Source organism: Photorhabdus sp. RM71S (assembly GCF_042879355.1).
GTDB classification, from domain to species: Bacteria; Pseudomonadota; Gammaproteobacteria; order Enterobacterales; family Enterobacteriaceae; genus Photorhabdus; species Photorhabdus kayaii.
In genome coordinates this window covers 1-24,346 of sequence record NZ_JBHFKV010000058.1, presented here as the reverse complement: position 1 = coordinate 24,346, position 24,346 = coordinate 1, and the positions used below count along the sequence as shown (strand labels likewise).

General features: G+C 48.4%; 8 protein-coding genes and 3 pseudogenes. 1 reads left to right on the top strand and 10 read right to left on the bottom strand.

Annotation, left to right across the window (positions count from 1 at the left end; translation table 11 throughout):
• The coding region (rtxA, locus tag ACGF5R_RS20705; RefSeq protein WP_387692490.1) for an MARTX multifunctional-autoprocessing repeats-in-toxin holotoxin RtxA at positions 1 to 8,979 on the top strand (8,979 nt) is incomplete at its 5' end.
• Between the two features lie 320 nt (positions 8,980 to 9,299).
• On the opposite strand, the pseudogene ACGF5R_RS20700 reads toward rtxA, so the two are convergent.
• The 10 genes and pseudogenes from ACGF5R_RS20700 to ACGF5R_RS20655 all read right to left on the bottom strand — a co-directional run bounded on the left by ACGF5R_RS20700 (position 9,300) and on the right by ACGF5R_RS20655 (position 23,836).
• Positions 9,300 to 9,786: pseudogene (locus tag ACGF5R_RS20700) on the bottom strand (DUF2569 domain-containing protein).
• Positions 9,787 to 10,185: 399 nt separating this feature from the next.
• Entirely contained in the window at positions 10,186 to 10,641 is a 456-nt protein-coding gene (locus tag ACGF5R_RS20695; protein WP_112879645.1) for a hypothetical protein, read from the bottom strand.
• 3 nt (positions 10,642 to 10,644) lie between these two features.
• The gene (locus ACGF5R_RS20690; RefSeq protein ID WP_376744737.1) at positions 10,645 to 10,821 is read right to left on the bottom strand and encodes a toxin C-terminal domain-containing protein; all 177 of its coding nucleotides are present in this window, start codon (positions 10,819 to 10,821) and stop codon (positions 10,645 to 10,647) included.
• Positions 10,822 to 11,138: 317 nt separating this feature from the next.
• Positions 11,139 to 11,381, bottom strand: a pseudogene (locus tag ACGF5R_RS20685) (hemagglutinin); the annotation flags it as partial.
• Between the two features lie 217 nt (positions 11,382 to 11,598).
• Complete coding sequence (locus ACGF5R_RS20680) at positions 11,599 to 12,150, bottom strand: immunity 42 family protein (RefSeq protein ID WP_387692488.1); 552 nt, start codon at positions 12,148 to 12,150, stop codon at positions 11,599 to 11,601.
• Positions 12,151 to 12,152: 2 nt separating this feature from the next.
• Positions 12,153 to 12,455 carry a hypothetical protein gene (locus ACGF5R_RS20675; RefSeq protein WP_112879647.1) on the bottom strand — a complete coding sequence of 101 codons (303 nt, stop codon included), beginning with the start codon at positions 12,453 to 12,455 and terminating at the stop codon, positions 12,153 to 12,155.
• Positions 12,452 to 12,739: a hypothetical protein gene (locus ACGF5R_RS20670; RefSeq protein WP_240000893.1), complete on the bottom strand. Its 288-nt coding sequence runs from the start codon at positions 12,737 to 12,739 to the stop codon at positions 12,452 to 12,454. Before ACGF5R_RS20670 ends, ACGF5R_RS20675 begins: the two co-directional genes overlap by 4 nt.
• Positions 12,740 to 13,002: 263 nt before the next feature.
• The gene (locus ACGF5R_RS20665) at positions 13,003 to 13,266 is read right to left on the bottom strand and encodes a hypothetical protein (protein WP_011145468.1); all 264 of its coding nucleotides are present in this window, start codon (positions 13,264 to 13,266) and stop codon (positions 13,003 to 13,005) included.
• Between the two features lie 619 nt (positions 13,267 to 13,885).
• Positions 13,886 to 22,123, bottom strand: a pseudogene (locus tag ACGF5R_RS20660) (hemagglutinin repeat-containing protein); the annotation flags it as partial.
• A 48-nt stretch (positions 22,124 to 22,171) separates the two neighbouring features.
• Positions 22,172 to 23,836: a ShlB/FhaC/HecB family hemolysin secretion/activation protein gene (locus ACGF5R_RS20655; protein WP_387692486.1), complete on the bottom strand. Its 1,665-nt coding sequence runs from the start codon at positions 23,834 to 23,836 to the stop codon at positions 22,172 to 22,174.
• Between the last annotated feature and the right edge of the window lie 510 nt (positions 23,837 to 24,346).

Below are 24,346 nucleotides of genomic sequence, written 5' to 3'. Positions count from 1 at the left end.
GGCGAGGGCACGACAGTGGGGTTTGCCAAAGGTAAAGCCAATCTTATCACCAAAGTTGGGGATGGCACCGGGGTGAATGCGGTCTGGGGTGAAGCGAATATCCTGACTCAGGTGGGAAATGGCGACCGTTACAACTTCGCGAAAGGTCAAGCGAACATTGTTACCAAAGTGGGTAATGGGCAAGAAGTCACGGTGGTTCAGGGCGATGCCAACATCATTACCCATGTGGGTAACGGTGACGATTACACTGGTGCCTGGGGCAAAGCCAACGTGATCACTAAAGTCGGTGACGGGCGTAATGTGGTGCTGACGAAAGGTAAGGCTAACATTGTCACTCAGGTGGGTAAGGGAGACAGTTTTAATGCCTTATGGAGTGAAGGCAATGTCGTCACCAAAGTGGGTGACGGTATGCAGATTACGGCAGCAAAAGGGAAAGCTAACGTCACGACGACAGTGGGCAATGGTTTAAGTGTCACCGCTGCTCATGGTGACGCTAACATTAACACTCATGTAGGTAATGGCGTTTCGGTTAACTTGGCGTGGGGTAAGCACAATATTAATACCAAAGTGGGCAATGGCCTCAATGTTGCGGTCATGAAAGGTAACGGCAATGCCAATATCCATGTGGGTGATGGCTTGGGTATCCATGCCTCTTATGCGCGCAACAACGTGGCGATTAAAATTGGTAATGGTGATTTTTACAGCTTCTCTGCTACGGAAAGCAACAAACTTTCTTCCCTCTTTGAGCATATCAAACAGACAACATTAGGTGTGGGAGGCAGTCAGGCAATCAACTATCTGGTTCATGGGGAGGAAGCTAACACGTCGGGCACCCATGAAGGCAGAGGCGCGATAAATTTAGCGGAAGTTTCCTCCATTGATGGCTTTCAGATGGATAAAATTGCGCCAGTAAGTTCAGATTTAAACCATAGTTTCAATGGTGCTATAACAGCCGTGGAGACGTCTGACGTCAGTTCAATAGAAAGTGTTTTGAGTCAAAAAACGCTATCGGAGTCAGATCAGGATGAAAATCTGATTGTCAATGGTGACTTTGAACAAGGTAAATTGGGTTGGCAGTCAACTAATGATATAGAGGCATATAACCCTGCGAGTGCTTATGGTCTTGATAATACCGGTGATGGTGAACGAGTCAGTAAATTTGATGTTGATAAAAACACTGTAATTTGGCGGGAATTACAAAATTTGTCTGAAGGAGAAGTGGTTTCACTGACTTTTGATTTTATGAGTCATTTAGAGATGATGGACCGTGATCTGAGTGACTGTGGAATAGTGGTGTTGTGGAATGGTAAGTCTGTATTCTCAGCTTCTGGACCGGGAGCTATATGGCGAACTCAAAAACTCGATTTAATGGCAAAAGCAGGTACTAACCGGATTGAATTTAAAGGTACAGGCCAGGATGATGGATTTAGCTATATCTTAGACAATATCGCTGTGAAATCTGAGACGTCATTGATTGTCAATAGTGACCTTGAGCAAGGTAAATTGGGTTGGCAATCAACCAATGATATTGCGGCCTATAGCCCAGTGAGTACTAATGGGCCTAATAATACCCGTTATGGCGAACGAGTCAGTGAACTTGATGTTGATAAAAACACCACTATTTATCAGGACCTGCAAAACCGTTCTGAGGGAGAAGTCATTTCTCTGAGCTTTGATTTTGCCAATCGTCCCGACGCTTATTCAGCCGACAATGGTATGGATGTTTTCTGGAACGGCAAACTTGTTTTCTCGACTTTTGGCGATGCCGCGAAATGGCAAAATAAAACACTAGAGCTGACAGCAAAAGCGGGCAGTAATCGAATTGAGTTTAAAGGAACAGGCTTGAATGATGGTGTAGGCTATATTCTGGATAACGTTTTTGCAAAATCTAAGAGCTCACGACAAGCCAATATTATTACCGAACATGTGAAACAGGATAAAGCGGCACAAAATGCGTTAAGCGATAAAGAAAAAGCCGAAAAAGATCGCCAACTGTTGGAACAGGAAAAAGAGAAACAACTGGCAGAAATTGCGAAATCGCAATCCCAGTTGGAATTAACGGATCAGGCAGCAGTTAGCCGAAATGGGCTGACACAGCGTAATGCGATAGAAACAGAAGCGCAGGCGGAGACTGACAAACTGGTTTCCATGACGCAAGGTTTGGATGTACTTGGTGACTATGCCAATTACTGCGGCCAATCAGGTGATCAATGGCGTAATCAGTTTGCTTCCCAATTTTTGAACCGTGCTCAGGACGAGCTGAATTACACCAAATTTATTACCCAGAAAAAATTAGCTAATGCTCAACGATCTATTACGGATAACCAACAACAAGTAAAAGAAGCGGTTAAGAAATCCGAGGCCGGTGTAGCACAAAGTGAGCAGCATCATGCCAGTGCAAAACAAGATATTGCAGAGGCTCAGAAGAAAGCAGAGTTAAGAAAAGAAGAAGCATTATTACAGCAACAACGGGCCAAAGAAGCAGAAAATGATGCAAATATCGCCTGTCAAGGGGCGGAATATCGGGGTAAACGTGATATTGCTGCGGCTGAAAATAAAATTGCCCAGGCACAAGAAGATGTTAGAGGGGTAAAACAGGGCGATTCCAAAGCTGATCGTACCGGTGCCGGTGGTAGTGGTTTGTCTGGTAATGCCTACGAATCGACAGGAGCAGGGGAGACAGGTAGCTATATTGATCCCGAATTAATACCGGAAGCTGAAAAAAGATTCTACAAGGGATTGACTAAAGAAGAGCTACAAGCGTTGGATGATGCTAAACAAGCGGTTGAGCGTCTACAGATAAATGCCAGTATCCGCGCGGAAAATACCGGCGTTTTAACTACTTCAAAGTTTGCCAAAGTACAATCGTTTGTCAAAGTACAATCGTTTGTCAAAGTACAATCTGACGATAAGGTGATGCCAACGTCGAACAGTTCAGGTGAGCGAGCCAGAAAGGTGCCGCGGATTTCAGGCATTAATCTGGAATCGTTGGGGAATGATGTCAAGGTAGAGCAGAAAAATTCTGCTCTATTTGAAAGTGCAAAATTTAATTTATTGAAAGAAGGAAATAAACTATTTATCAATCCTAATGCACGAACATTGGGGCGGAAAAGGCAGCTTAGTAAGGCGCTGACCGCGGTACGTGACACTTTCTATAAAACGATGAGTCATTTTGATGAAGAGCATGTATCGCAACTTGAACAGGCGATAGCTGATTGGCAACAGCGTAGCCCAAAGGAATTTGCTCTACGCACCAATCAGGTGAACTTAGTACGTTTTAAAATGGGCCGAATGATAGAGCACTTGCAGGTCCAGCGAGCTGAATCCGCTGGCGTCCTTGGGATTGCCGTGGCGCCTCGACATGCTGAACATCTTAAGCAGCGAGTCATCTTTGATGGAACCGGACGTGTTGTCGGTTTAAAAGGCGGTATAACACAAAACGAAATTAATCGTCTTATTGAGTGGCAGATTACCCCGTTGACTCGAACGAATTCAACCGCTGAACGGGAAGCGCCTAAGACCGAAAGTGAAAGTCTGATTGCTTTTATGAGCCGATTAGAAGCCGCGAATATCCCGGAAGCGAGGCTTTGGATTGGACGAGCTAGAGGACTCTGGCTCACCGGACAAGTCACATCGAAGGAAACTATCAAGTTATTTGATGCTGCTGCCAGCCAGTTACAGGCATATCCTGAGTTACATGCTTTGGTACTGTCATTACAGGCTGATGCTCACAGAGAAAAGTCAACTACCCAATATATTGACAACTTATTTGGCCGTCGTTTTGATTCTGAGTTGGCGCATGCGTTGGTGAAAAATGCGTCACCTGATGCGATAGCGACCTCTAGGCGGATAGGTCAGTTTCTGGTGCAGGAGTTTGAGTCGTATATGCAAATTACTCCGGGCTCACCTGTACTCGACGGACAAATTGCTATTAGGATGCAAGCTTTTGCCGAAAAAATTAAAAAGGATATTCGTCCTTGGTTCAGTCGGGTGCCTGAACTGACCGCATTCCTGCAAAAACCGACATTTGATAACTTTAAGATCATGATGACCAAGGTGGATAACGGCTTTGAAATGATCAAAATTCCGTTTCTGGCAGTAAAAATGTCGAACACTGATGGTATGGGGTTACATTTATCTCAATGGAAGGCGGAAGCGGATATTTTCTATCGGGATGAGATCTATAAGGCGCGTTCCACCAGTAGTAAGTTAACTAATATGGCGGATGTTACCTATAAAGTGAAATTAACTGAACAGCAAACCAATGATTATGGTATTGCATTGCCTTACCAGCCATCCGGTGATCAATATGAAGATTTCCTGTCTGGCAGAAAGGTGGCGGCGGGCAGAGTGCTGACGCCTGGACAGGAAACAACGCTTGAGCGTAACGCCCTGGCGCAGGGGCATTCCGTGGTAACGGGGGCATCTGGTTCGACCAATATCATGGTTCATCTCAATAACTATATTGCCAGTCAAGATCCTACTTTCTCGCAAGAGCAGGCATACCTTAATACGTTGGCGTTTTTGGTGTTTGATGGCGGTCATTCGGTTAATGAAAGTTTGGTGGTCTACAAAGCATTGCAGACGGCTGATGATGAACGTCGGCAGGTACTGCAAAACTACACCGCCAGTTATACAGATCTGATGGATATCGCCGGAGGTAAAGGAAAATTATGGGTAAATCAGGCAATAAATAATGCATTTGAGAAAACCCAACATCTTTATCGAGAATATACCCCAGAGAGAGAGAACTCTCCGGTGGAAGTATTGCAGGCGTTATCGGGCAAAAATGGAGCGTCAGAGTCGGTATTAATTGAGGATGATGGTACTTCGCCACAGGATAAAGACTCTTTAAACCCAGTGACCCGATTCTTTAACAACGAACTGTATGGTTTTAAAGAAGAGCGCCGCCATATCAGTGATGAGACGCAGACCATTCTTAATGATGCTGTTGCTAATGGCAGTTCAAGCAAAATCACCCTAAAAGGCGAAGGGGGACGTTTAACTGGATATTATCATCAAGGTGACATAAAACCAGATGATATCTCGACGGCAGCAGAGAAAAAAGTCGTGCTTTTCCTTCATGGTTCAGGTTTATCTGCGGAAGAGCAAGCTCATGACATCCAAAGCCACTATCAAAAGCAGGGCATTGATATACTTGCTGTCAACATGCGGGGCTATGGTGGTAGTGATGGTAGTCCAGGTGAGCAAGGGTTCTATCAGGATGCCCGGACAATGTTTCGCTATTTGGTACAAGAACGAGGTATTAAGCCGGGTAATATTATCATTCATGGTTATTCCGTCGGTGGGCCGGTGGCGGCTGATCTTGCCCGATATGCAGCGCAAAATAACCAAGCCGTGTCAGGTCTGTTACTCGACAGGCCAATATCGAGTATGACCAAAACCATAACCGCGTATGACATACCAAACCCTGGCGGCATGATTGGGGCATTGGCAAAAGCGATGAATGGACGATTTTCAGTAGAAAAAAACCTCAAAGGCTTGCCGATCAATACGCCGATCATGTTGTTAACTGACAATCAAGATTTAGGGCATGAAGGGGAAAAGCTGCGTACAAGATTGACCGCTGCTGGTTATCGCGTATCGGGTGAACAAACCTTTTATGGTCATGTTGAGAGCGGCGCTTTAATGAGCCAATATGCTGATAGGATTGTATCGACGCTCTCCGATTTTCAAAATAAAAATCGGGACGTGGTGAAGAACTCGCTGCAAAAGAGTGACAATCGCGGGATACGTTTTGGTAGTCAGATCATTATTCAGATGGAAAATGACCCGATTGTAGCAAAAGCAGCGATCAATCTGGCGAGTAAACACCCAGAATCCAGCGTAGTGGTTAAACTTGATGCTGATGGCAAATATCATGTCATTTATGGTGATCCTGCCAGATTATCAGGCAAATTACGTTGGCAGATTGTTGGTCATGGCCGTAGCGCATCGGCACAAAATAACACTCGTTTGAGTGGTTACAGTGCTGATGAATTGGCAACAAAACTAAAACAGTTCAGTCAGAACTTTAACCTGGCGGGTAAACCTGATCGTATCAGCATTGTGGGTTGTTCACTGATTAGTGATGACAAGCGGAATGGTTTTGCCTATCGTTTTATTACTGCTTTAGATAAACAGGGTATCCATAGTGATGTTTCAGCGCGTCGTAGTGAAGTGGCCGTTGATGCAACAGGCCGTAAATTTACCCGCGATAAAAATAATCAGTGGGTTAACAAGTTGGACGATAACAAACTGGTGTTACGTTGGAATGAACAGGGTGAACTAACGACTACAACAGAAAAATTGCGTCGTGGTGTGGCTGAAAGCGATATCAACCTTGCCGGGGTGGGATACACCGATGCTGATTCAGTAACTAAAGGGGCAATTGCGGATAACCATGATGTTTTCACCGCGCCAGGAAAGCGCAAAAACAGGGTAGAGCTTGGCTCAAATCCTCAAGCTGATAAGCCGCTGAATTATGCCGGGAATATACAGGTAAACGTGGGCGACGGTGAATTTACTGCGATCAATTGGGGAACATCGAACGTAGGTATCAAAGTGGGTACGGGTGGTTTTAAGTCACTGGCCTTTGGCGACAACAATGTGATGGTTCACATTGGGGATGGTGACAGTAAACACAGCGTGGATCTGGGTGGTTATCAAGCGTTTGAAGGGGCGCAGATGTTTATTGGTAACCGTAACGTCAGCTTCAACCAAGGTCGCAGTAATGACTTGATTGTCATGATGGATAAATCCATCCCTACGCCACCGCTGGTTAATCCATTTGATGGCGCTGCTCGTATTACTAGTGTACTGAAATCTATTGCTCATTCCGACGAGGAGTGGAATTGGTTGGCGGCGCAAAATCAGCAGTGGACGCTATCTGGCGCGAAAAAATTCGTGCAGGACATGTCTGGTTTAGACCAAACCAGCAGTGTGGATTACAAGACCTTGGTTGATCTGGATTCGCAGTGCGAGCGCAGTAGCCGTGGTTTAAAAAGTGACACAGAAGCAGCATTGAACAAGAAGTACCACCAATGGCTAAGTGGTCACGGCAACAATATTGATACCAGTAAAATGAGCCGTGCGGATAAATTCCGTCAAGCCAATGAGAAACTGGTTTTCAATTTTGCGGTAGGTGGTCAGGGAGCGGACATTCAGGTCACAACCGGTAGCTGGAACTTTATGTTCGGTGACCATATTCAATCGATTTTGGATACCAACCAGGGTTCTCTGTTTGGTCTGATGACGCAGCAATATTCAACAACGGGCCTGGCGAAAACAACATTTACTTACAATCTACAGGACTTACCGCGTCAGCTTAAAAACAAACTGCTTGGCCGGTTAGCTAGTGTGAATGCCGATACTACTTTAGCGGATATTTTTGGTGTGGATTACACGCCGGAGGGACAGATTGTTGCCCGTACTGGTAAGCCGGTTGATGGCAAGGCGATTTTGCAAGAGATGTTGGAAGTTATTAAGCAGTTTGGTGGTGATCAACTAAGTACCTTGACTGATCCGGATAAATTGATTGATGGTTTGAAACAGAACGCCAATATGAGTGCCGATGGTATTGAATCATTTCTTGTCAGTCATGGGTTGAAAGAGAAAGCGCCTGATAAAAATCGGGAAAAGAGTATACCGGGTGCCATCAACAGTGGGGATAGTCAGGCTAATGACAAATCAGAGCGTGCCTTGGGCTTTAATTCGCTGAATTTGCCTAACCTGTTTGCGACGATATTCAGCAAAGATAAACAAGAAGAGATGAAGTCATTAGTGACCAATCTGAAAGAGAATCTCACGGCAGATCTGCTCAATATGGAGCAGAAAACCTTTGATTTCCTGCGTAACAGCGGTCATCTGCAAGGGGATAGCGATATCCATATCTCGTTAGGGAACTATAACTTCAACTGGGGCGGTGACGGTAAAGATCTTGGTGCTTATCTGGGCGATAACAACAACTTCTGGGGTGGCCGCGGAGATGATGTTTATTACTCCATCGGCACTTCCAACATCTTTACCGGTGGTGAAGGTGATGACTTGGGCGTTCTGATGGGACGTGAAAACTGGATGTTTGGTGGTAGTGGCGATGATACCGCAGTAGTAGCTGGACGCATTAACCATGTGTTCATGGGTGAGGGTAATGATCAGACATTTGTTTTTGGCGAAGGTGGCCTTATTGATGCCGGTAACGGGCATGACTACGTTGTCACCTCTGGTAACTACAATCAGGTAGATACTGGGGAAGATCAAGATTATGCCGTGACCATCGGTAATAACAACCGGGTTGAGCTAGGTGAAGGCAATGACTTTGGCAGGGTGTTTGGTAATGACAACCGAATTGATGGCAACATGGGTGACGATGTCATTAAACTGATGGGCTATCATGCGGTAATTAATGGTGGAGAAGGAGATGACCACCTGATAGCCGCTACTATTTCGAAGTTTAGTCAGTTTGATGGTGGTGACGGTCAAGATCTACTGGTTTTGGGGGGATATCAAAACCACTTCCAGGGTGGCGCAGGAGTAGACAGCTTTGTGGTCAGTAGTAAAGTAATTGATTGTCAGGTTAATGATATCGATGCGGAAGACATGATTGTCTTTAACGGTATTGACTGGCAAGACCTGTGGTTCCAGCGCAGCGGATACGATTTAGTATTATCAGTGAATCGCTGTACTCAGGATAAAACCGCTCAGGGTGTATTTGAATCGGTGGGTTCCGTCACTTTTAGTGATTACTTTAATGGTAATCGTGCCAAATTAGTGACTCAAATGGAGCGTAAGAATGCATCAGGAGTGCGTGAATTTACGGCACTTTCCGACAATGCGGTTGACACCTTGATTCAGGCAATGAGTAGTTTTGCCCCGACAGTCGGTGATAACGGTTTTATCGAAGGGCTGGACAGCAAGGCGAAAGAGGCTATTACGACGGCGTGGGCAGATACCGCAATTGGCAAGGGTAAATTTGCCTGATTAACTTGCTATAACGCTAAGTAATAACAATAAAAATGGCTCACTGGATAGGTGAGCCATCTTAATCTTGCAAGGGTATTATCGCTAGCTTACCCTTTTCCGCCGCATGCTTACGAATCAAGTAGAAATTAAATAGTCTGAGTTCAGCAAAATACAGTACTCAGACCTTGATGAACGAGTGATTTAAATTGCCTGACTTTTGTAAATAATTCACAAAGCCGGGATAGTTTTGATTGCCATATTTTTTGAATAAATATGAGTTGCAAAAAATTAACCTACTCTTATTGAATATTATTTGCAAAATAGTTTAATTTAAATCATTATTTTATAAATGTTCTTTTAACTCGGATAGATATAATAAAGTAAGGTACCCATATACATGTATAAAACACAGCTCTAAAAAGCAAGAAGAGATAATTATAATCCAGTTTTATTTCATATACATAATGAGCCAATGCTAAATCAGTTATTACAAATAATGAAGTAAAAATTAAAAAGATAATATAAAGGTGTTCTTTTCTTTTTTCTAAAGAAAAGAATAGATGTATAAAGTGCAACTCCAAAAATAATGGTAAAACAAATAAACTCAAATCCTATAAGGATACGTAATTCACCTAGAAAATCATAACCAGAGATCAAGGTTGTCATCGTTTTATATGAACTAAATAAAGAACTTAATATTGCAAAGATAATATTTATTGCCGGAAAATAGAGAAATCCGCCAATTCCACTCAGTTCTTTCTCTTCACATGCTGCACAAAAATCTGATTCATGCAATGCTGGGTTTTCACATTTAATACACTTCATAAAATTTCTCCAAATAGTAATCTCAATCCAAAGATTGATTATTAATTTACGTAAATCATACAGGTGATAGTATATAAAACAATAACATATTAGTCTGATAAACCCCCCTATTTTTAATAGCCTTATTTACATCTTCAAGTGAAAAAAGAAATATTCCATCTATAAAAAATCAAGGCAACCATCTGATAATAAAGAAATAGTTAGATTCATAAAAATATAACTAATATCCATATGATGTTTTTAATAAAGAAAAACTTTACTCGATCATTCTTTAAATCTCACATTATACTGCTATTTCCCAACTGTACCTTTTTTCATTCTCCTCGGCCGCCGCCAGTACACTTGCTAGTGCATTATTCTCCACTATAATTTAGTGGAGAATAAAGTAGAAATCCTAATTCAAGATTGGGATTCTGTATTAATTTTAAGACTGTTATAAAAATCTATAATACTATTTAGATCAGTATTCCATTCAGATATTTTCATCCCATCTTCATTGTGCGTAGTACGCGACTCTATGAAGTTATTTATCTTCTCAGGAGTAAAACCTGGACACTCATCTAAAAAGAGGATGCTATTTTGTAAGAAAACTTCTTCACCTGCGAAATATATGATCCAAGCAAATATAAAATTTGTGTAATCAGGCTCATACATTGATACAGCTAGCGCTACAGGCTTTTTACTGTGTATACCCTCTTCAAGAGAAGTTCGCCAACTCTGCTTGTAATCCTCAAAGCTCCAATAAGATAAAGGTATGTGAACTGCTTCTGTAAATGTATCAATAATAATTGTTGCAGGCAGAACTAGCTCATTGTTTTCTCTGATGGGTGCATCACCGGGAAATATACCAAACATCAATCAGTCCTTAACTCTGTTCAGATCACTATCGTAAGTCCCCATTCGCTTGCCTCTACGGTCAAACATTTTCCAGCCATTAGTAACATTATGGCTATCAACATCGGGAGTAATATAGGTTTTACCATCAAAAAACACAGGTTGCCCATGTGAATTAAATGGTGCTTTAGGAGGAGCTATTCTCCGATCAAAGCCTAATTTCCCTGCTGCCTCTTGGGCTTCTTTTCCTTTCAGAGCCAGATAAGCTAAGTCGTCTTTATTCGGCTTTTCCGGGATCGGCGTAATTGTAGTATTTCCGCCAGTATCCGGCTTACCTTCCGTATTGCCGGTATGATTTGGCGTAATACCAGACCGATTCTCCTCATTGCCTGTATGGTTCGGTATACTACCCGGCTCTAACTGTTGTTTCCACCGGTATGATTAGGGTATTTCCTGATATCACCGGATTGATCACCGCCGGTATGTTCTGGTAGATCAGTTGGATGAGCAACTTGAGTGTATTTATTCTGAAGTGTATTTAGGTAACTCTGTGTAATTTCATCATTTCCCATCATCTGAAGCATAATCAGATGGTCTAAGTCTTCTGAAGAAATCTTATCAGCAATTTCCTTCGCTACTACTCCAGTTATACCCGCCTTAACACCTATCTCCAGGACTTTCTCTGCCACTTTGGCACGGCATGGGGCAGCTATTGCACACCCTTCCGTTACCAGTTTACCTAAGAAATTATTGTCAGCAACAACCCATTCCAGTGCGAAGTTGACCGCCAAGCACCTATTTTTTCTATGGTACTCAGTCAGTTACAACCTGTTTTTCCCTGTACGGTTTGACTCCTGGCCAATAACACCCCGACGCGACTTTTCAGCTCGATAAGCCACTTTGCCTTGATGTGATGAACCTCACCTTTAGAGTTAGATGATTATCCAACATTTGGGGTACGGTCCACATGGGGGGATTTTACTTTAGGCAGTAATAATAATTTATTGTAGAAGTGACAATGTTTTTCACTGTTTCCTTTTCTAAAATAATATCAGTAACATGTGGTTTTAGTATTTCCTCCCAATGATATCCAACATCATCATTACCATTTAAAACACTCAGTTTTGCACCTAAGATTCTTATCATACTGCCATTAGATACAGCAAAAACATAACAACAGTCATTTTCTAAATTATATGTAGATGCTTGATATTTGTAAGAAGTAACAAAATCGTCTGATACTTCTTTCTCTGGTTCAGCCCGTTCAGGCAACATTGTTTTTAACATAGAGAAGTAAGCTTCTTTTTTTTCCATATTGAAAATATTATTATTTTCAACAGGTAATACCAAAGCATTACTATCAGATAAACAAAGGATATCTCCTCCTAATGTTGCTACTTTCGCACTATTTGGATACAGTTTTCCATCTATACAAAAATGAAATAAGCCATTTCTATATCCATTTTCTGTACTCCAATCAGATAAATAATCTATAAGTATGGCAAAATGATTTGGATCACCAAAAATCATAATTATCTCCATTTTCCAGGTAAACCAAGTTTCTTTTTAACGTCTGATGGAACGTCGCTCTTGCTTAATGCCGCACTTTTATCACCTGTGCTACCGGACCAATGCCACGTACCATCATTAGTATTGGTAAATTGATGTACATTACCATTACTATCCAATGCGTATCTTTTTTTACCACTTGCAACTGAATTGCCAAACAATTCGATCGAATTTTTAGGTTCAGTCCCGGCATTATGGTGATAACCTATTTGTCCTGGAGTATGTTTAGGGTTTGATTTATACACTAATCCATTATTAGTTGTCACAGGATCAGGAGCCGGTATAGCACTTCCCTTACCCCTTTTGCGCCAGCTTTACTGATCCCTCCGGCAACCCCCGCAGACGCCGCAATCCCCGTCTGCCCCATAATCTTCACGATTTCCTGGGTCGTTTCTTCTGAGCCACCGGTGACTTGGGCACGATGGAGCACTAAATTGCGGGAGGCATCAATATTCGACATCGCACCCCGTAAATCAGCCCATTCCCGCACTTCTGCCGGTGTGAGGGAATCCAGTCCCTGCATTCTGGCTTTTTCCTGAATTTCACTCATCCGGGCACTGTAATCACCCTGTAATGCTCGCAGCTCTTTGGCAACCGCAACACACTGGTCAGCGCCTGAACACGTTGCTATCCGCGCCTGAACCTGATCATATTCCTGCCGATATTTATCTCTGACCGTCGCACGACAACTGCTATCTCCCTGACAATTGACCAGTTCCTCGCTCCTTGAGCGATTCTGGTCAACGCTTAAGTGATTATTATCGACAACAAGCTGTACCCAGACTTGCGATTATATTGGCCGGAATTAAGTAGCTAAGGATCTGAAGAGGATTTTCTTTTGCGAATTTCTTCTATCTTCGCCAATACCCAAATTCCAATTCCAACAGGCAATCCTGCACCAACTCCTACTCTCGCAGTGTAAATAAAATCATTCCAATGATAATTAAAATAACCATTTTCAAAATAATAAAATGCAGGTACAGCTAACCCTGCAATAAAGGCCAAAAGAAAAATAAACGATGTCCAGTAAGCTGTAAGTAGGATAAAAGCTTTTAATCCTATTCGTTTATTTTCCATTTTTAGCTCCATTTTCTTTTATCTGGTTTTCAATACCAGTGCCTATTACTGTACCTACAACAGTACCTCCGATAGCCCCACCTATTTCTGACGCTACAGGACTGATAACGACAGGAGCCAGTTTATCTGTAATTATTTTTCCACCTTTAGCACCTGCTACAGTACCAACAGCCGCACCTATAACAGCTCCAGTTGCATCTTCACCTTTAAGCTTGCTACCTAGCCAAGCTCCACCAATATTTACCCCTTCTGTATATATCAAACCTTTACCTTGGGTTAATGCTCCCACTCCGGCAGCTATAAGCGTGTCAGTATAGCTGTAATTCTCGTTTGGTTTCATAGTGATAAGCTGTTTTCCGGTGTCAGATATTGCACCAAGTAAAGCTCCACCCACTACGGCTGCGGTCCCAGCAACAGGCGCAACTATAGTCCCTCCCACAGCAGAAGCACCTGCACCCCAAGCGACTAACAATCCTCTTGCCGGATCTTGCCCTTCCGGGTGATCACCTTTGGCATGTTTTGACAATGCAGCCGAAATCTCTTGGGGAGATTTACCTTCATTTAACATCGCAGCAGCCAGACTGGATGCTGACCGACCGTAATCTGCCATGCCTTTGGGTAAACTTAGGGCATTATTATCCGCCGCATTCTTCCCGGCCTGCGCACCAGTGAGGGCGCTGGCGCTGGAATCACCGGCAATGCCGCCGGCCAGCCCAGCCGCCAGGGTAGAGAGGGTGCTGATAGTCTGTTTCTGTTCCTCCGTTAACTCACTGACGTTAGCCTTATCGCCGTAAAGTTGCTTAATCAATACCTGAGCCGCCAGTTCACCAGAAGCAGCGCCGGCTGCTCCCGACAAGGCATTGTTGCCACTGACTTCCGCCGCCACCGCGCCTAAAATCGCATGGGCCAGCGTGTTGGTGGCGATATCCACCTGATGGGTTTGCGGGTCAGTAGTCAGTTCTTTAATCACCCCGGCCAGATACGGCGATGCGCCGCCGGCCAGCGCCTGACCAAGATTGTTCCCCGCCAGCCCCTGAATCGCTGCCGTAGCCGCCTGTAACGCTTTTTGATATTTGCCGCCGGTCCCCAGGCCGGAGTCATTCAGCGCCTGCGTGTAAGCGGTGTCATAAATTTGTTTATTGATATCCTCCAGAGTCGGGTGTTGATTGCCTGCGTTGATCAATTTTTCTTTGGCATCAGCTTGGTCCTGTTCACTGATATGATTGAGTTTCGCTTTCGCCGCTTGGGTAGCGATAATTTTCCCTTCCGTCCCGGCTATCTCGGTCATCTGGGCGCTGAGTTCGCCAATCAGTTGCGCCTGTTTCAGCCGCTGCTGTTCTTTTTCCTTATCAAATATCGGACTCAAGACATTGGCCGCATTATCGGTATCACGGCTTAAGTTCGCGATATCCTGCGTTTGGTGCGCTTTGTCCCGAATAATCAGGTTGCCGTCACTGACCGCGGCATGCGTGATACTGCTGTCATGGCCCTGATTATTTGAGCCTGTCAGCGCATTGACCGCCAGATTATTCAGCACCTGACCGGTGGTTGGTTGACCGAGGCTGACGCCCGCACTCTGCTGTTCGACAGTAAAGTCCGCTTTATTTTGAATATCTTTAAAACCCAGTGTTCCGGTGTTGAGGGTGTTTTTGGCTTTGTCAGCTTGACTCGCTATCACCGCACCGTCCAGTTGGGTGTGGTCGCCGACGTTAACCTGATAGCCGCCTTTACCGGCAAACAGCCCGGTCTGCTCCTGCACCGAATCGTAATTGCTGTGCAGTTTGTTGCGGCTGGCACTGAGGCTTGCTGTACCGTTGGTGAGGGGCCCTACGGTGGTACTGACGCCCGCGCTGGCGTTGTGTTGCTGGCTGTCATAGCGGTTACTGTCCTGCTCGCTACTTAATGCCAGGTTACGCTTCACCGTCGTCGTAATCTGTTCGCCGCTGACTTGTGCCCCTTTCAGCGTGGTATCCCGGCCACTGTTGAGGGTAATGGTCTGTCCTGCGTCTAACGTGGTGTTATGGTGGCTGACGCCGTTGCCGTTTTCACGGCCGTTGCCCCGACTGACATTGGCCGAGACGTTCAGACCGGTGCCTCCGGGTCCAGCGGTCAGGCCCACGCCCAGCGAGCTGCCGTGGCTGCTGTTTTTGCCGGCGGTCTGTTCGGTGTTCTGGCTGGATGAGAGCGCAATATCCCGACTCGCATTGAGTTTCAGGTCTTTGCCCGCCTGTAACTGGCTGCCCTGAATGCGGATATCGCCGTTCGAACCTGATGTCCCTTTATCGTCACCGTGCGCCGTTATCGTGAGGTTATCCCCGGCAGTGAGGTGGCTGCCCTGTTGGGTGGTCTGACGGGACTGCTGTTCTGAACGGGAAGACTGGCGACCGTAGGACAAGCTCACCCCGGCCAGGTTGTTATTGCTGCTGCTGTCACTGCCCTGAGCTTCCGCCAGTCGGGCGGCTTGAGTCGCCTGTACCCCGCTCAGCGCGGCTTTGGTATTTTGCAACGCTTTCAGGCGCAGGTCACTTTCATTGCGGGCGGTTCTGGCTGTTTGCACCGCACTGTTGACGGCCCCGCCGGCAGCGCCACTCAGCGCCACGGTTAAGCCGCTCTGTTTCTGTTCGGTTTTTGTTGTGGTGTGATTGCGGTTTTCCGCACTGGTGACAGTGACCTGTTGACCGGTCAGCGTCAGGTCTTTACCGGCAATCACCTCACTGCCGTGAATACGGAGTTGTTCTCCCGCATTAAGAACCACATTGCCCTGGCTGCTGCCGACCGTGCTGCCTTTGCTAAGCTGGCTGTCGCTGTCGGTGGTGGTTTTCTGGCTGGCTTTGCCAACGGTAAAACCAATCCCGCCCGTGCCCATCAGGCCCGATTTTTTCTCCTGCCGCAAATGGGTTTCACCGTGAGATTCTGCGGCGGTGGCGACGGTAAGCTGATGACCGGCGTTCAGGCTGACATCTTGCGTGCCTGCCACATTGCTGCCGCTGATATGCAGGTCTTTACCGGCCTGTAAAGTCACTTTATCGCCGCTGAATGTGGTACTGAGCGCCTGCCGGTCGTGCACTTCATCGTGGGTTTCCACCGACGACTTCGACAGCCAGCCTTTGCTGGTCTGTTTACTGTGCTCCACTAAGTCGGATGAGGCGGTACCGGTTGTCAGCGTCAGGTTATGCCCGGCCTGCGCCGTCAGGTGTTGACCGGCATTGACGTGAGCGGCGGTGGCGGTCAAATCCTGCCCGGCTTGCAGGGTCACCTCACCGGCACCGGTTATCTGGCTGCCGATATCCTGTTGTTGGGTCAGATGGCGATAGTTATCTTTCCCCCAATTCCCCTGTTCTGTACGGTTTGTGCTTAGGGTATCCAGCGTCAGGTTATGGCCTGCCGTTATCTCGGCGCGACCGTCTTTACCGGCGTTTTTGATGTCACTGGCGGTTAATTGGACATTGTTGATGGCGCTCAGCGATAAGGTGCCTTTATCGTTCTGCACATAAATCCCCGCCGGACGGTCCAGCCAGCGGTTAGCCTCATCCCCGCGTAACGTAGACGCGCTGGTGATATCGCGACCTTTCAACGTTACCCGGTCATCTCCCTGAATCTGCCCGCCCCGGTTGGTGAGCGTTTGTTGGGCCGTCAAATCCACTTTGCCGCCGCGAATAAAGCCGCTGTTGGTCAGGTTGCTGGCGGTCAGTTGGGTGACGTCACGCCCGCTAATCGTGCCGCTGTTGGTGATATCGCCCTGACTGTTAAGCGCCACGGTATTACCGGCCAGCAAGGTGCCATCACGGCTCAGGTCGCCCTGACGGACACGCGCATACACCTGCGGTACGGTGACCACCTCGGTAGTGCCATCCGGCAAGGTCACGGTTTGGTTAGTCAGCCAGATAATATCCGAAGTCAGCAATGCCATCTGCGCCGGACTTAAGGCGACGCCCGGCGTTAACTGTTGCTGTTGGCCAAAGGCAATTCCGGCATCCATCAGCGCTTTAAACTGTGCTTCGTCGTTGTTGTAGCCGGGCAAATAACGCCGGCCGGTCAGTTGGGTGATTTGGTCCCGCACCAGCCGCTGTTCGTAGAACCCATCCCCCAGGCGTTTGTGAACCAGCGCCGGGTCATGGGTTAACTGTTGCCGCATATAATCCGAGCCCAGCCACTGTTTATACTGGGTGAATTTCGGGTCGGTCTCGACCAGATAGTGGCTGTCGCTGCCCGGTTGCACCGTATACAGGCTGTTATCCGGCAGGCGGGTGTTAGGAGTCACCACGCGTATCACCGGATCGACTGTTTGTCCTTTCACCGTCTCCGGGGGCAAACTCAGTTCAAATGGCTGGCCGGGGGGCAAGACCAGAGGCTGGTCGTTTATCCCGCTCACCGGTTTGACCGCCGTGGGAGCCGCGTGTATCTGACCGGTCTGTCGGTCTGTAATCGTGATATCGGTGTTCTGTGGACGGGTATGGTCCTGCCAGGCCAGCGTTTTCAGGTCAATCGTTTCTATCACCGGGGCAGGGTGATAACCACTGCGGCTTTTTCCCTGCGAGGTTTTAGTACCGCGGAATCTGGGCTTAAGTCGTTTCTTTTTCGCATACCAGTGAGTCTGGCGACCTTTATCGGTGGTGATGCGTTCCCCCTGAGTGGCTATATTGTGCAGTTCGCCTATTTCGCCGTTCAGCTCGCCGCCGGCAACAATTTGGCTGTCGTGATTAGTGACTTCCGCACTGTTGAGCGTGATATTGCCGCCCGCCAGAATTTTACCCGGGTCACTCTGTTTGACCTGAGTTTCCTTGACAGTGCGGGTGTACTGATATTCGTAAAAGTCATTACTGCGGCTGCCGTCCGGCATGATGGCATCGTGCACGCCGTATTTGTTGTGGCGGGAAGTGTCCACCTGCGACCAGTCATAGCGGGTGGTCTGGCCGCTCAATACCGCATCGTGATGTCGTGATTTTTCTGTTTCGACAACTTGGGTGACCAGACCGGCGTTGGTGTTGTGAATCTGCTCAGCCTGAATTTTCAGGTTTTTCCCGGCCTCAATTGTCGCCGCGTGGTTATTGAGCTCACGGGCCTGACCGGTGGCCGTCAGGCTGTTGTCCAACTGGCCGCCAATGTGCATATCGCCCACGCTGTAAATCTGGGCATGATGCTGGTTGTTAAGCGTTCCAGTCCCGATATCCAGCCGGTCACGCGCGGCAATCACGGCGGCTTTGCCGTCCTGCGCGGTATTATTCAGCGTGCCCGTCTGGAGGGCGAGTTGGTCGCCGTAAATGCGCCCGGTGCCGGTATTGTTCAGGGTGTTGGCCGTGAGATGGGTCAGGCCGCCGTCGATCAATCCGGTATTGTTCAGCGTATCGTGGACCTGGATTTGCGTTTGTCCGGCGCTGATTTCACCGGCAGCGCTGTTGGTCAGATTGTGCGCATCAAGATGTAGCGCCCGACCGGCTTTTATCTGGCGGTCATTGAGGAGATTGCCGGTGGTTTTCAGGGTCAAATTGCCATTGGCCACCGTGTTGCCGGTATGGTGAAAATCCTCGGTTAAGGTGACGGCCATATCCCCCTGCGATAATAGTTGGCCGTCACCGCTGAGGGCCTCGGCGTTAATATCCACCTGTTTTCCGGCAATCAAGGTGCCCTGTTGGTTGTTAATCCTCAGATGCGGTTGCTGAGCCTCGCGGTTGATAGTGAGCTGTTTGCCTGCGGAGACCAGCCCCTGGGTATTATCCAGAGTCTGACGGATGTTCGCTTGCAGGTGGTCGGCTGCCCGTAAAGCCCCCTGGTTGTTATCCACCTGTTGAGCGTTGACCGTCAGGTTTTGCGCTTCCAGTCCTTTATCCGTCTGCGCCGTGTCGCGGTTAATCAGGTGAGCGGTGCTCAGGGTCAATTGCTGACCACCACGGATAAGGCCGCCAGTGTTATCGGTTTGGGTCTTCACATTCAACACGGTGTCGCCCACGGCTTGCACCTGCCCGTGTCGATTATCGAGCCGCTGGGTTTTCAGGTTGAATGTACCGGCCGACAATAATTTGCCGTCCCGGTTATCGGTTTGCGCCTGTCGGGTGTCGATAACCAACTGTCCGCCTTGAAGATGGCCGTGGCGATTATCCAGCGGGCCGCTGGTGACGGTGGTTTTGCCCTCGCCAATAATCTGGCCCTGCTGGTTATCCAGTAACTGCCCGTCGGTATCCAGATTCAGGGCATCTGCGGATTGTAAGGTACCCTCGCGGTTGGTGAGTTGTCGGCTGTGAATGTCCAGCCCGCCATTCCCGGCTATCTGGCCCTGAGTATTGTTGAGCATGCTGCTGGTCAGCGTCGTTTTGCCGTCCGCGGCTATCATGCCGCCGGTGTTATCGATGTCGCCGGTACGCAGGGTTAACTGCCCGCCGCTTAACAACCGGCCTCCTTTTTGGTCGGCATTGCGGGTATTAATGAGCCCATGCCCGTGGGTATCAACGGCCATCTCGCGGCCGGATTGTAACAGCCCCGCCGTATTATCCAGTTCACCACTGTTTAAGGTCAGGGTGTCCCCGGCTATCACCTGTCCCGCCGTATTGATGAAGGGCTGGCCGGTGGTCTGGCTGTTGATATGCTGCGCCAGCAACACGCCTTGCGTGTTATCCAGTGTCTGGCTGGTTGTAGTCAGTCGGGTTTTGGCTTCAAGATGACCATTGGCATTCTGAATGGCCTTGCCAATGGTCAGGGTGGCGCTGTCCCCGGTAGCCACAAGGCTACCCCGGCGATTATCCAGTTGGGCAGCGCTGAGCCGGAGCGCGTTACCCGCTTCCAGCCGGCCCGCCTGATTGTCCAGCGTGTCTTTGACCGTCAGTGTCAGCGAGCCCTTGTCGGCAGCCACAATGTTGCCATGACGATTATCGACGGTCGTTGCCTTAAGGTTCAGGTTACCGTTACCGGCAAGGGTGCCCTCCTGATTATTCAGGGTGTTCACCGTCAGAGACAGCGTATCTTTACCCTGTTGTTGCATCACACCCCCTTGATGGTTCAGGGTATCCGCGTTGACGGTAATCTGCCCGGCTTGAGTTTCAGCCTGGTTGAGTTGCAGTTCCCCGGCTTGTATCGTCAGGGCGCCGTTGGTGAGCAGTTTGCCCTTATTGCCCAGCCAGTGTTGGCTGTTGAGTGCCAGTTTCCCGTTACCCGCCAGTTGCACCGTGCCCTGAGTGTTATCTGCGTGACGCGCAGTGAGACGCAGGTCCTCGCCCTGACTGGCAATGTTGCCCTGATGGTTGTCGAGCTGGTCTGTGGTGAGGATCAACCGTTTCCCTTGATTGAACACTGTCCCTTCACGGTTATTCAGGGTGCGGGTATGGAGCGTCAGTTCACCGCTTCCTGTCTGGTTAATTTTTCCTTTCAGGTTAGAGATATCCGGGGTCGTGAGGTGGATTTCCCGCGCCACTAACTGGCCGCCGTTGTTGTTAAACTGGCCCGGCGTTTTCGCAGTCAAACGGTTTGCGTTAACGGTGGCGCGAGCGGTATTTATCCCCGATTGGCCGGCGGTGAGTTGAATCTGGCTAGCGGCGGTCTGGCTGTCGCTCAGGTCAATCTGTTGACTGTGGACGGCCAGCGTGTCGGTCGCCAGATTTTTGCCATTGGCCTGAACGTGTTGCGCGGTCAGGGTCAGTGAACCGGGGCGGGTGGTGTTGCCCTTATCATCCAGTCCGGCGGCCCAGACGCTGTCATGGCTGCTGTGTATGGTGCCTGCGGTAACGGCGGTATCGCCGCGGGCCTCCACCCGGCCCTGATTCTTTAACGCCCCGTTGGCTTGTAAATTCACCGTTGATTGTGACAACAATTTGCCCGCGTTAGTCACATTGGAAGACGACGTTAATTGCAGCCCGTCACGGCTGCTGATGGCGCCGCGGTTTTCTATCCAGCCATCGGCGGTAATATGCACGTCCCCGGCTGAGGCCCCGATATTGCCGGCATTATGGACGCCCACCCCCGTTTCGGTGCCTATTAGCCTAATTTTATGGGCATACATGCCGCCCAGTGCCGCCACATCCAACGCAAACTCCGGGGGCTTCTCATTGCCTGCCGATTTTTTCTCAATCTGTTGATGCGCCACATCCACAATATTGCGCCCGGTGGTCACTTTCAGGTCTTGCGCATGTAATTTGGCGTTAATCGCCACGGAGCGGGCGATAATATCGGTGTAACTTTGCCGGGTGCTGTCCATGCCGTGCCCGTCAATGCGCACTTCCCCCTGATTGACATCAAACCCTTTCAATCGGCCCCGTTCCATCAGGGCTTGCCCGGTGGTGAGCGTGGTGCGATGCGCATTAATAAACCCGCAACCATTACAGGTGATACCCGCCGGGTTGGCAATAATCACCTCGGCTTTATGCCCGGCTACTTCAATCCAGCCGTTGAGGTGACTGCGGTCGTGGCTGTTGACTTCGTTGAGGATAACACTGGCATCCCCTTTGGCTAACCACGGATTACCCGCCACCATGCCGCCGAGTTGGGTCTGTGTGGCCTGATGGCTGTTATTAAGGATAACCCCTTGTTTATCCACATCAAACTGACGGTAGCTGTTGTGAGAAACGCCATCAGAACCGGGCGTCTGGATATTGACCTGCGGCGTACCGTTGGCGCTGCGAATGACGGTCGGTTGCTGACGCCCCGGCGCCTGTCCGTCGGCCACAATCGCTGCCTGTGCAGTGAGTGAAATCCCGCCAAGGGCGAATAACACCCCAAACCGTAGCGCAGTAAGCCGACAACGACGTTGCGGTGAAGAGGGGCGACGAGCGCGGCGTCCGGTTCGTCCGCGCCCGGCACACACTATCTCGGCCACCACCATCCACATCTGACGGGCCTGATTAAAGATAATACGATATAACTGGTTGTTCATGATTTTTGCTCCACACAACACTACCCACTGGCAGTTTTGCTATTTGAATTAATACTGCCAATACAGGTTGAATCCGGCCGTGACCGGGGAGGTTTGGAAACCGGCGGGTTTGGACAGCGGGACGCCGACAAACAGGTCGTAGCTCACCCCTTTCAGGCTGCCTCGCCAGCCCAGCGCACTCCCCGCCAGGTGTTTTCCGAGCAGCGCGTCACTGCCCCGTCCGCCCACTTCGCCATAGTCGATCCCCAGATACAGCGACTGCCCTTTCAGCGGGGTTTGCCAGTCCAGTTCGTTCCGGCTGTACCAACCCCGATCAGCGGATAAGGTCAACTCGCCATCAAAGCCGCGTACCGTCCAGCGGCCGCCAATGGAAAAGCGATCCTGGGGCGTCAATGGGCTGGCGCTTATCTGTCGCAGATACTGGGTTTGATAAGAAAAGGGTTGAGAAAACAGCGTTAACGGCCCGGCCAGCGTCGCCGAGAATTGGGTGATTTTAGGCAAAGCTGTCCCCTCATTGCGGTACTCTTCCGGCGCCGGTTGCGCGCCAAACCAGCGCATGCCTTGTTGGTAAGTGACTTTGGTATCGAGAGTGGCGTTGCCGATAGCGTGATGATGGGACAGCCCCAGCTTCCAGCCTGCGGTTTCCCGGCGCTGAACATCGATTTCGGTGTGGTCAATAAAATTGCGGGACGCCCGGCGATAAACTTCACCGTTGAGCAGGGTTTTCTGGTCGGCGTTGCGGTGTAAAACCCGGCTGAGCTGGACCGCCAGATTTTGGCTTTTGCCCCGGTATTGAATCGCCTGATTCAGCCCGGCGATTGTCTGCACATAATCGTAATGACTGGCCGTCACGCTCGCCATCCAGTAGCCGAAGGGCAGCGAATAATAGAGCGTGTCGTTTTGGCTGCCTTTCCCGGCAGACGCATGAATATCGCGTCCACCGGAGAGATAGAACAGGTCGCTTAGCGCCAGCGGGTTATCCAGAAAAAAGGTGAGTCCGCCCTGATAACGGCCGGTGCTTTTGGACCCGGTATCATCCAGATACGTGGCGACTCGCCAGTGCCGGGACTGACGCCAGTCCAGCACAATATCACTCTCCCCCGGTTGCGCTGCCGGGACAATGTTCATCTCCGCCTGAACCGTCGGGAAGCGTTGCAAGTTTTCCAGTCCCTGCTCAATGTCCCGTAAATCCAGCAATTTTCCTTCACGCGCGGGAAAGGGGGTTATCCGCTGGATATATTTCCCGCTGTCAGGGGTATAGCGGATATGCCGGATGTTGCCCGGTATCATCACCAGTTTTAGCGTTTGGGTACGCAAATCCTGACGAGGAACCAGAACCCGGCTGGTGACATAACCGTGATTAATCAGCTGATCTTGCAATTGGGTCATCAACCGGTTAATGCCTTTATCGCCCAGGCAATGGTTTTCGCCCTGTTGAGCGACACGCCTGAACGGCAACCAGCGCGGGAAATTTTCAGTGCCTGCCAACACGACGCGGGTGATCGGAAAACACGGCGTTTCCAGCGGAAAGGCGGATGACACCGCCTGTTCGGGGACAGACAGGTGAACCTCCGCAGAGGGTGGGGCTAATTGCGCCTCCAGGGCTTGCTGGCGGGCCTGTTGATGAATGAGTTGTTGTGCTGAGAGGTCTGCGGCCTGACTGCCTGAAACCACGCTATAAAAAACCGCAAACACTAAAATACTGCTTTTCATTGACTTTCTATTCCACAATGCTAGAGCGGTATTAACCACGAATTTAACTTAGCGATCAATATTTAGGATTGATGATCAAATGGACATCTAAAATAGGGAAATTGGTTAAGTTAGCAGCAAAAACAAGGGGTTATATTGCAAGGCAAAAAACAGGCCAATGTGATTATTTTGTGACAATATTGTGTAAAAAATAGATTAATATTAATCATTTAATAACCAATACTAATAATTTCAAATTAATTTTATTTTTTGTGTTAATTATGTGATGTTAATCACATTTATGATGTTTTATTTCAGGATGTAATCACTGAAAAAGTGATGATTGTCGTAAATTGGTGATGAAATATTATCTTTTTTGATGAGGTTAGATGGTAACTTTTAGCTCAGTTGGCAGAAAAGTAAGACGCGGTATACCCTTATCGTTAAGCTCAATAGCAAACAGCATCAGAAGTCGTGCAAGCCGCCGTGAAAGTGTTATACGGGTTAAAACAAACGGTTAGGATTATCACA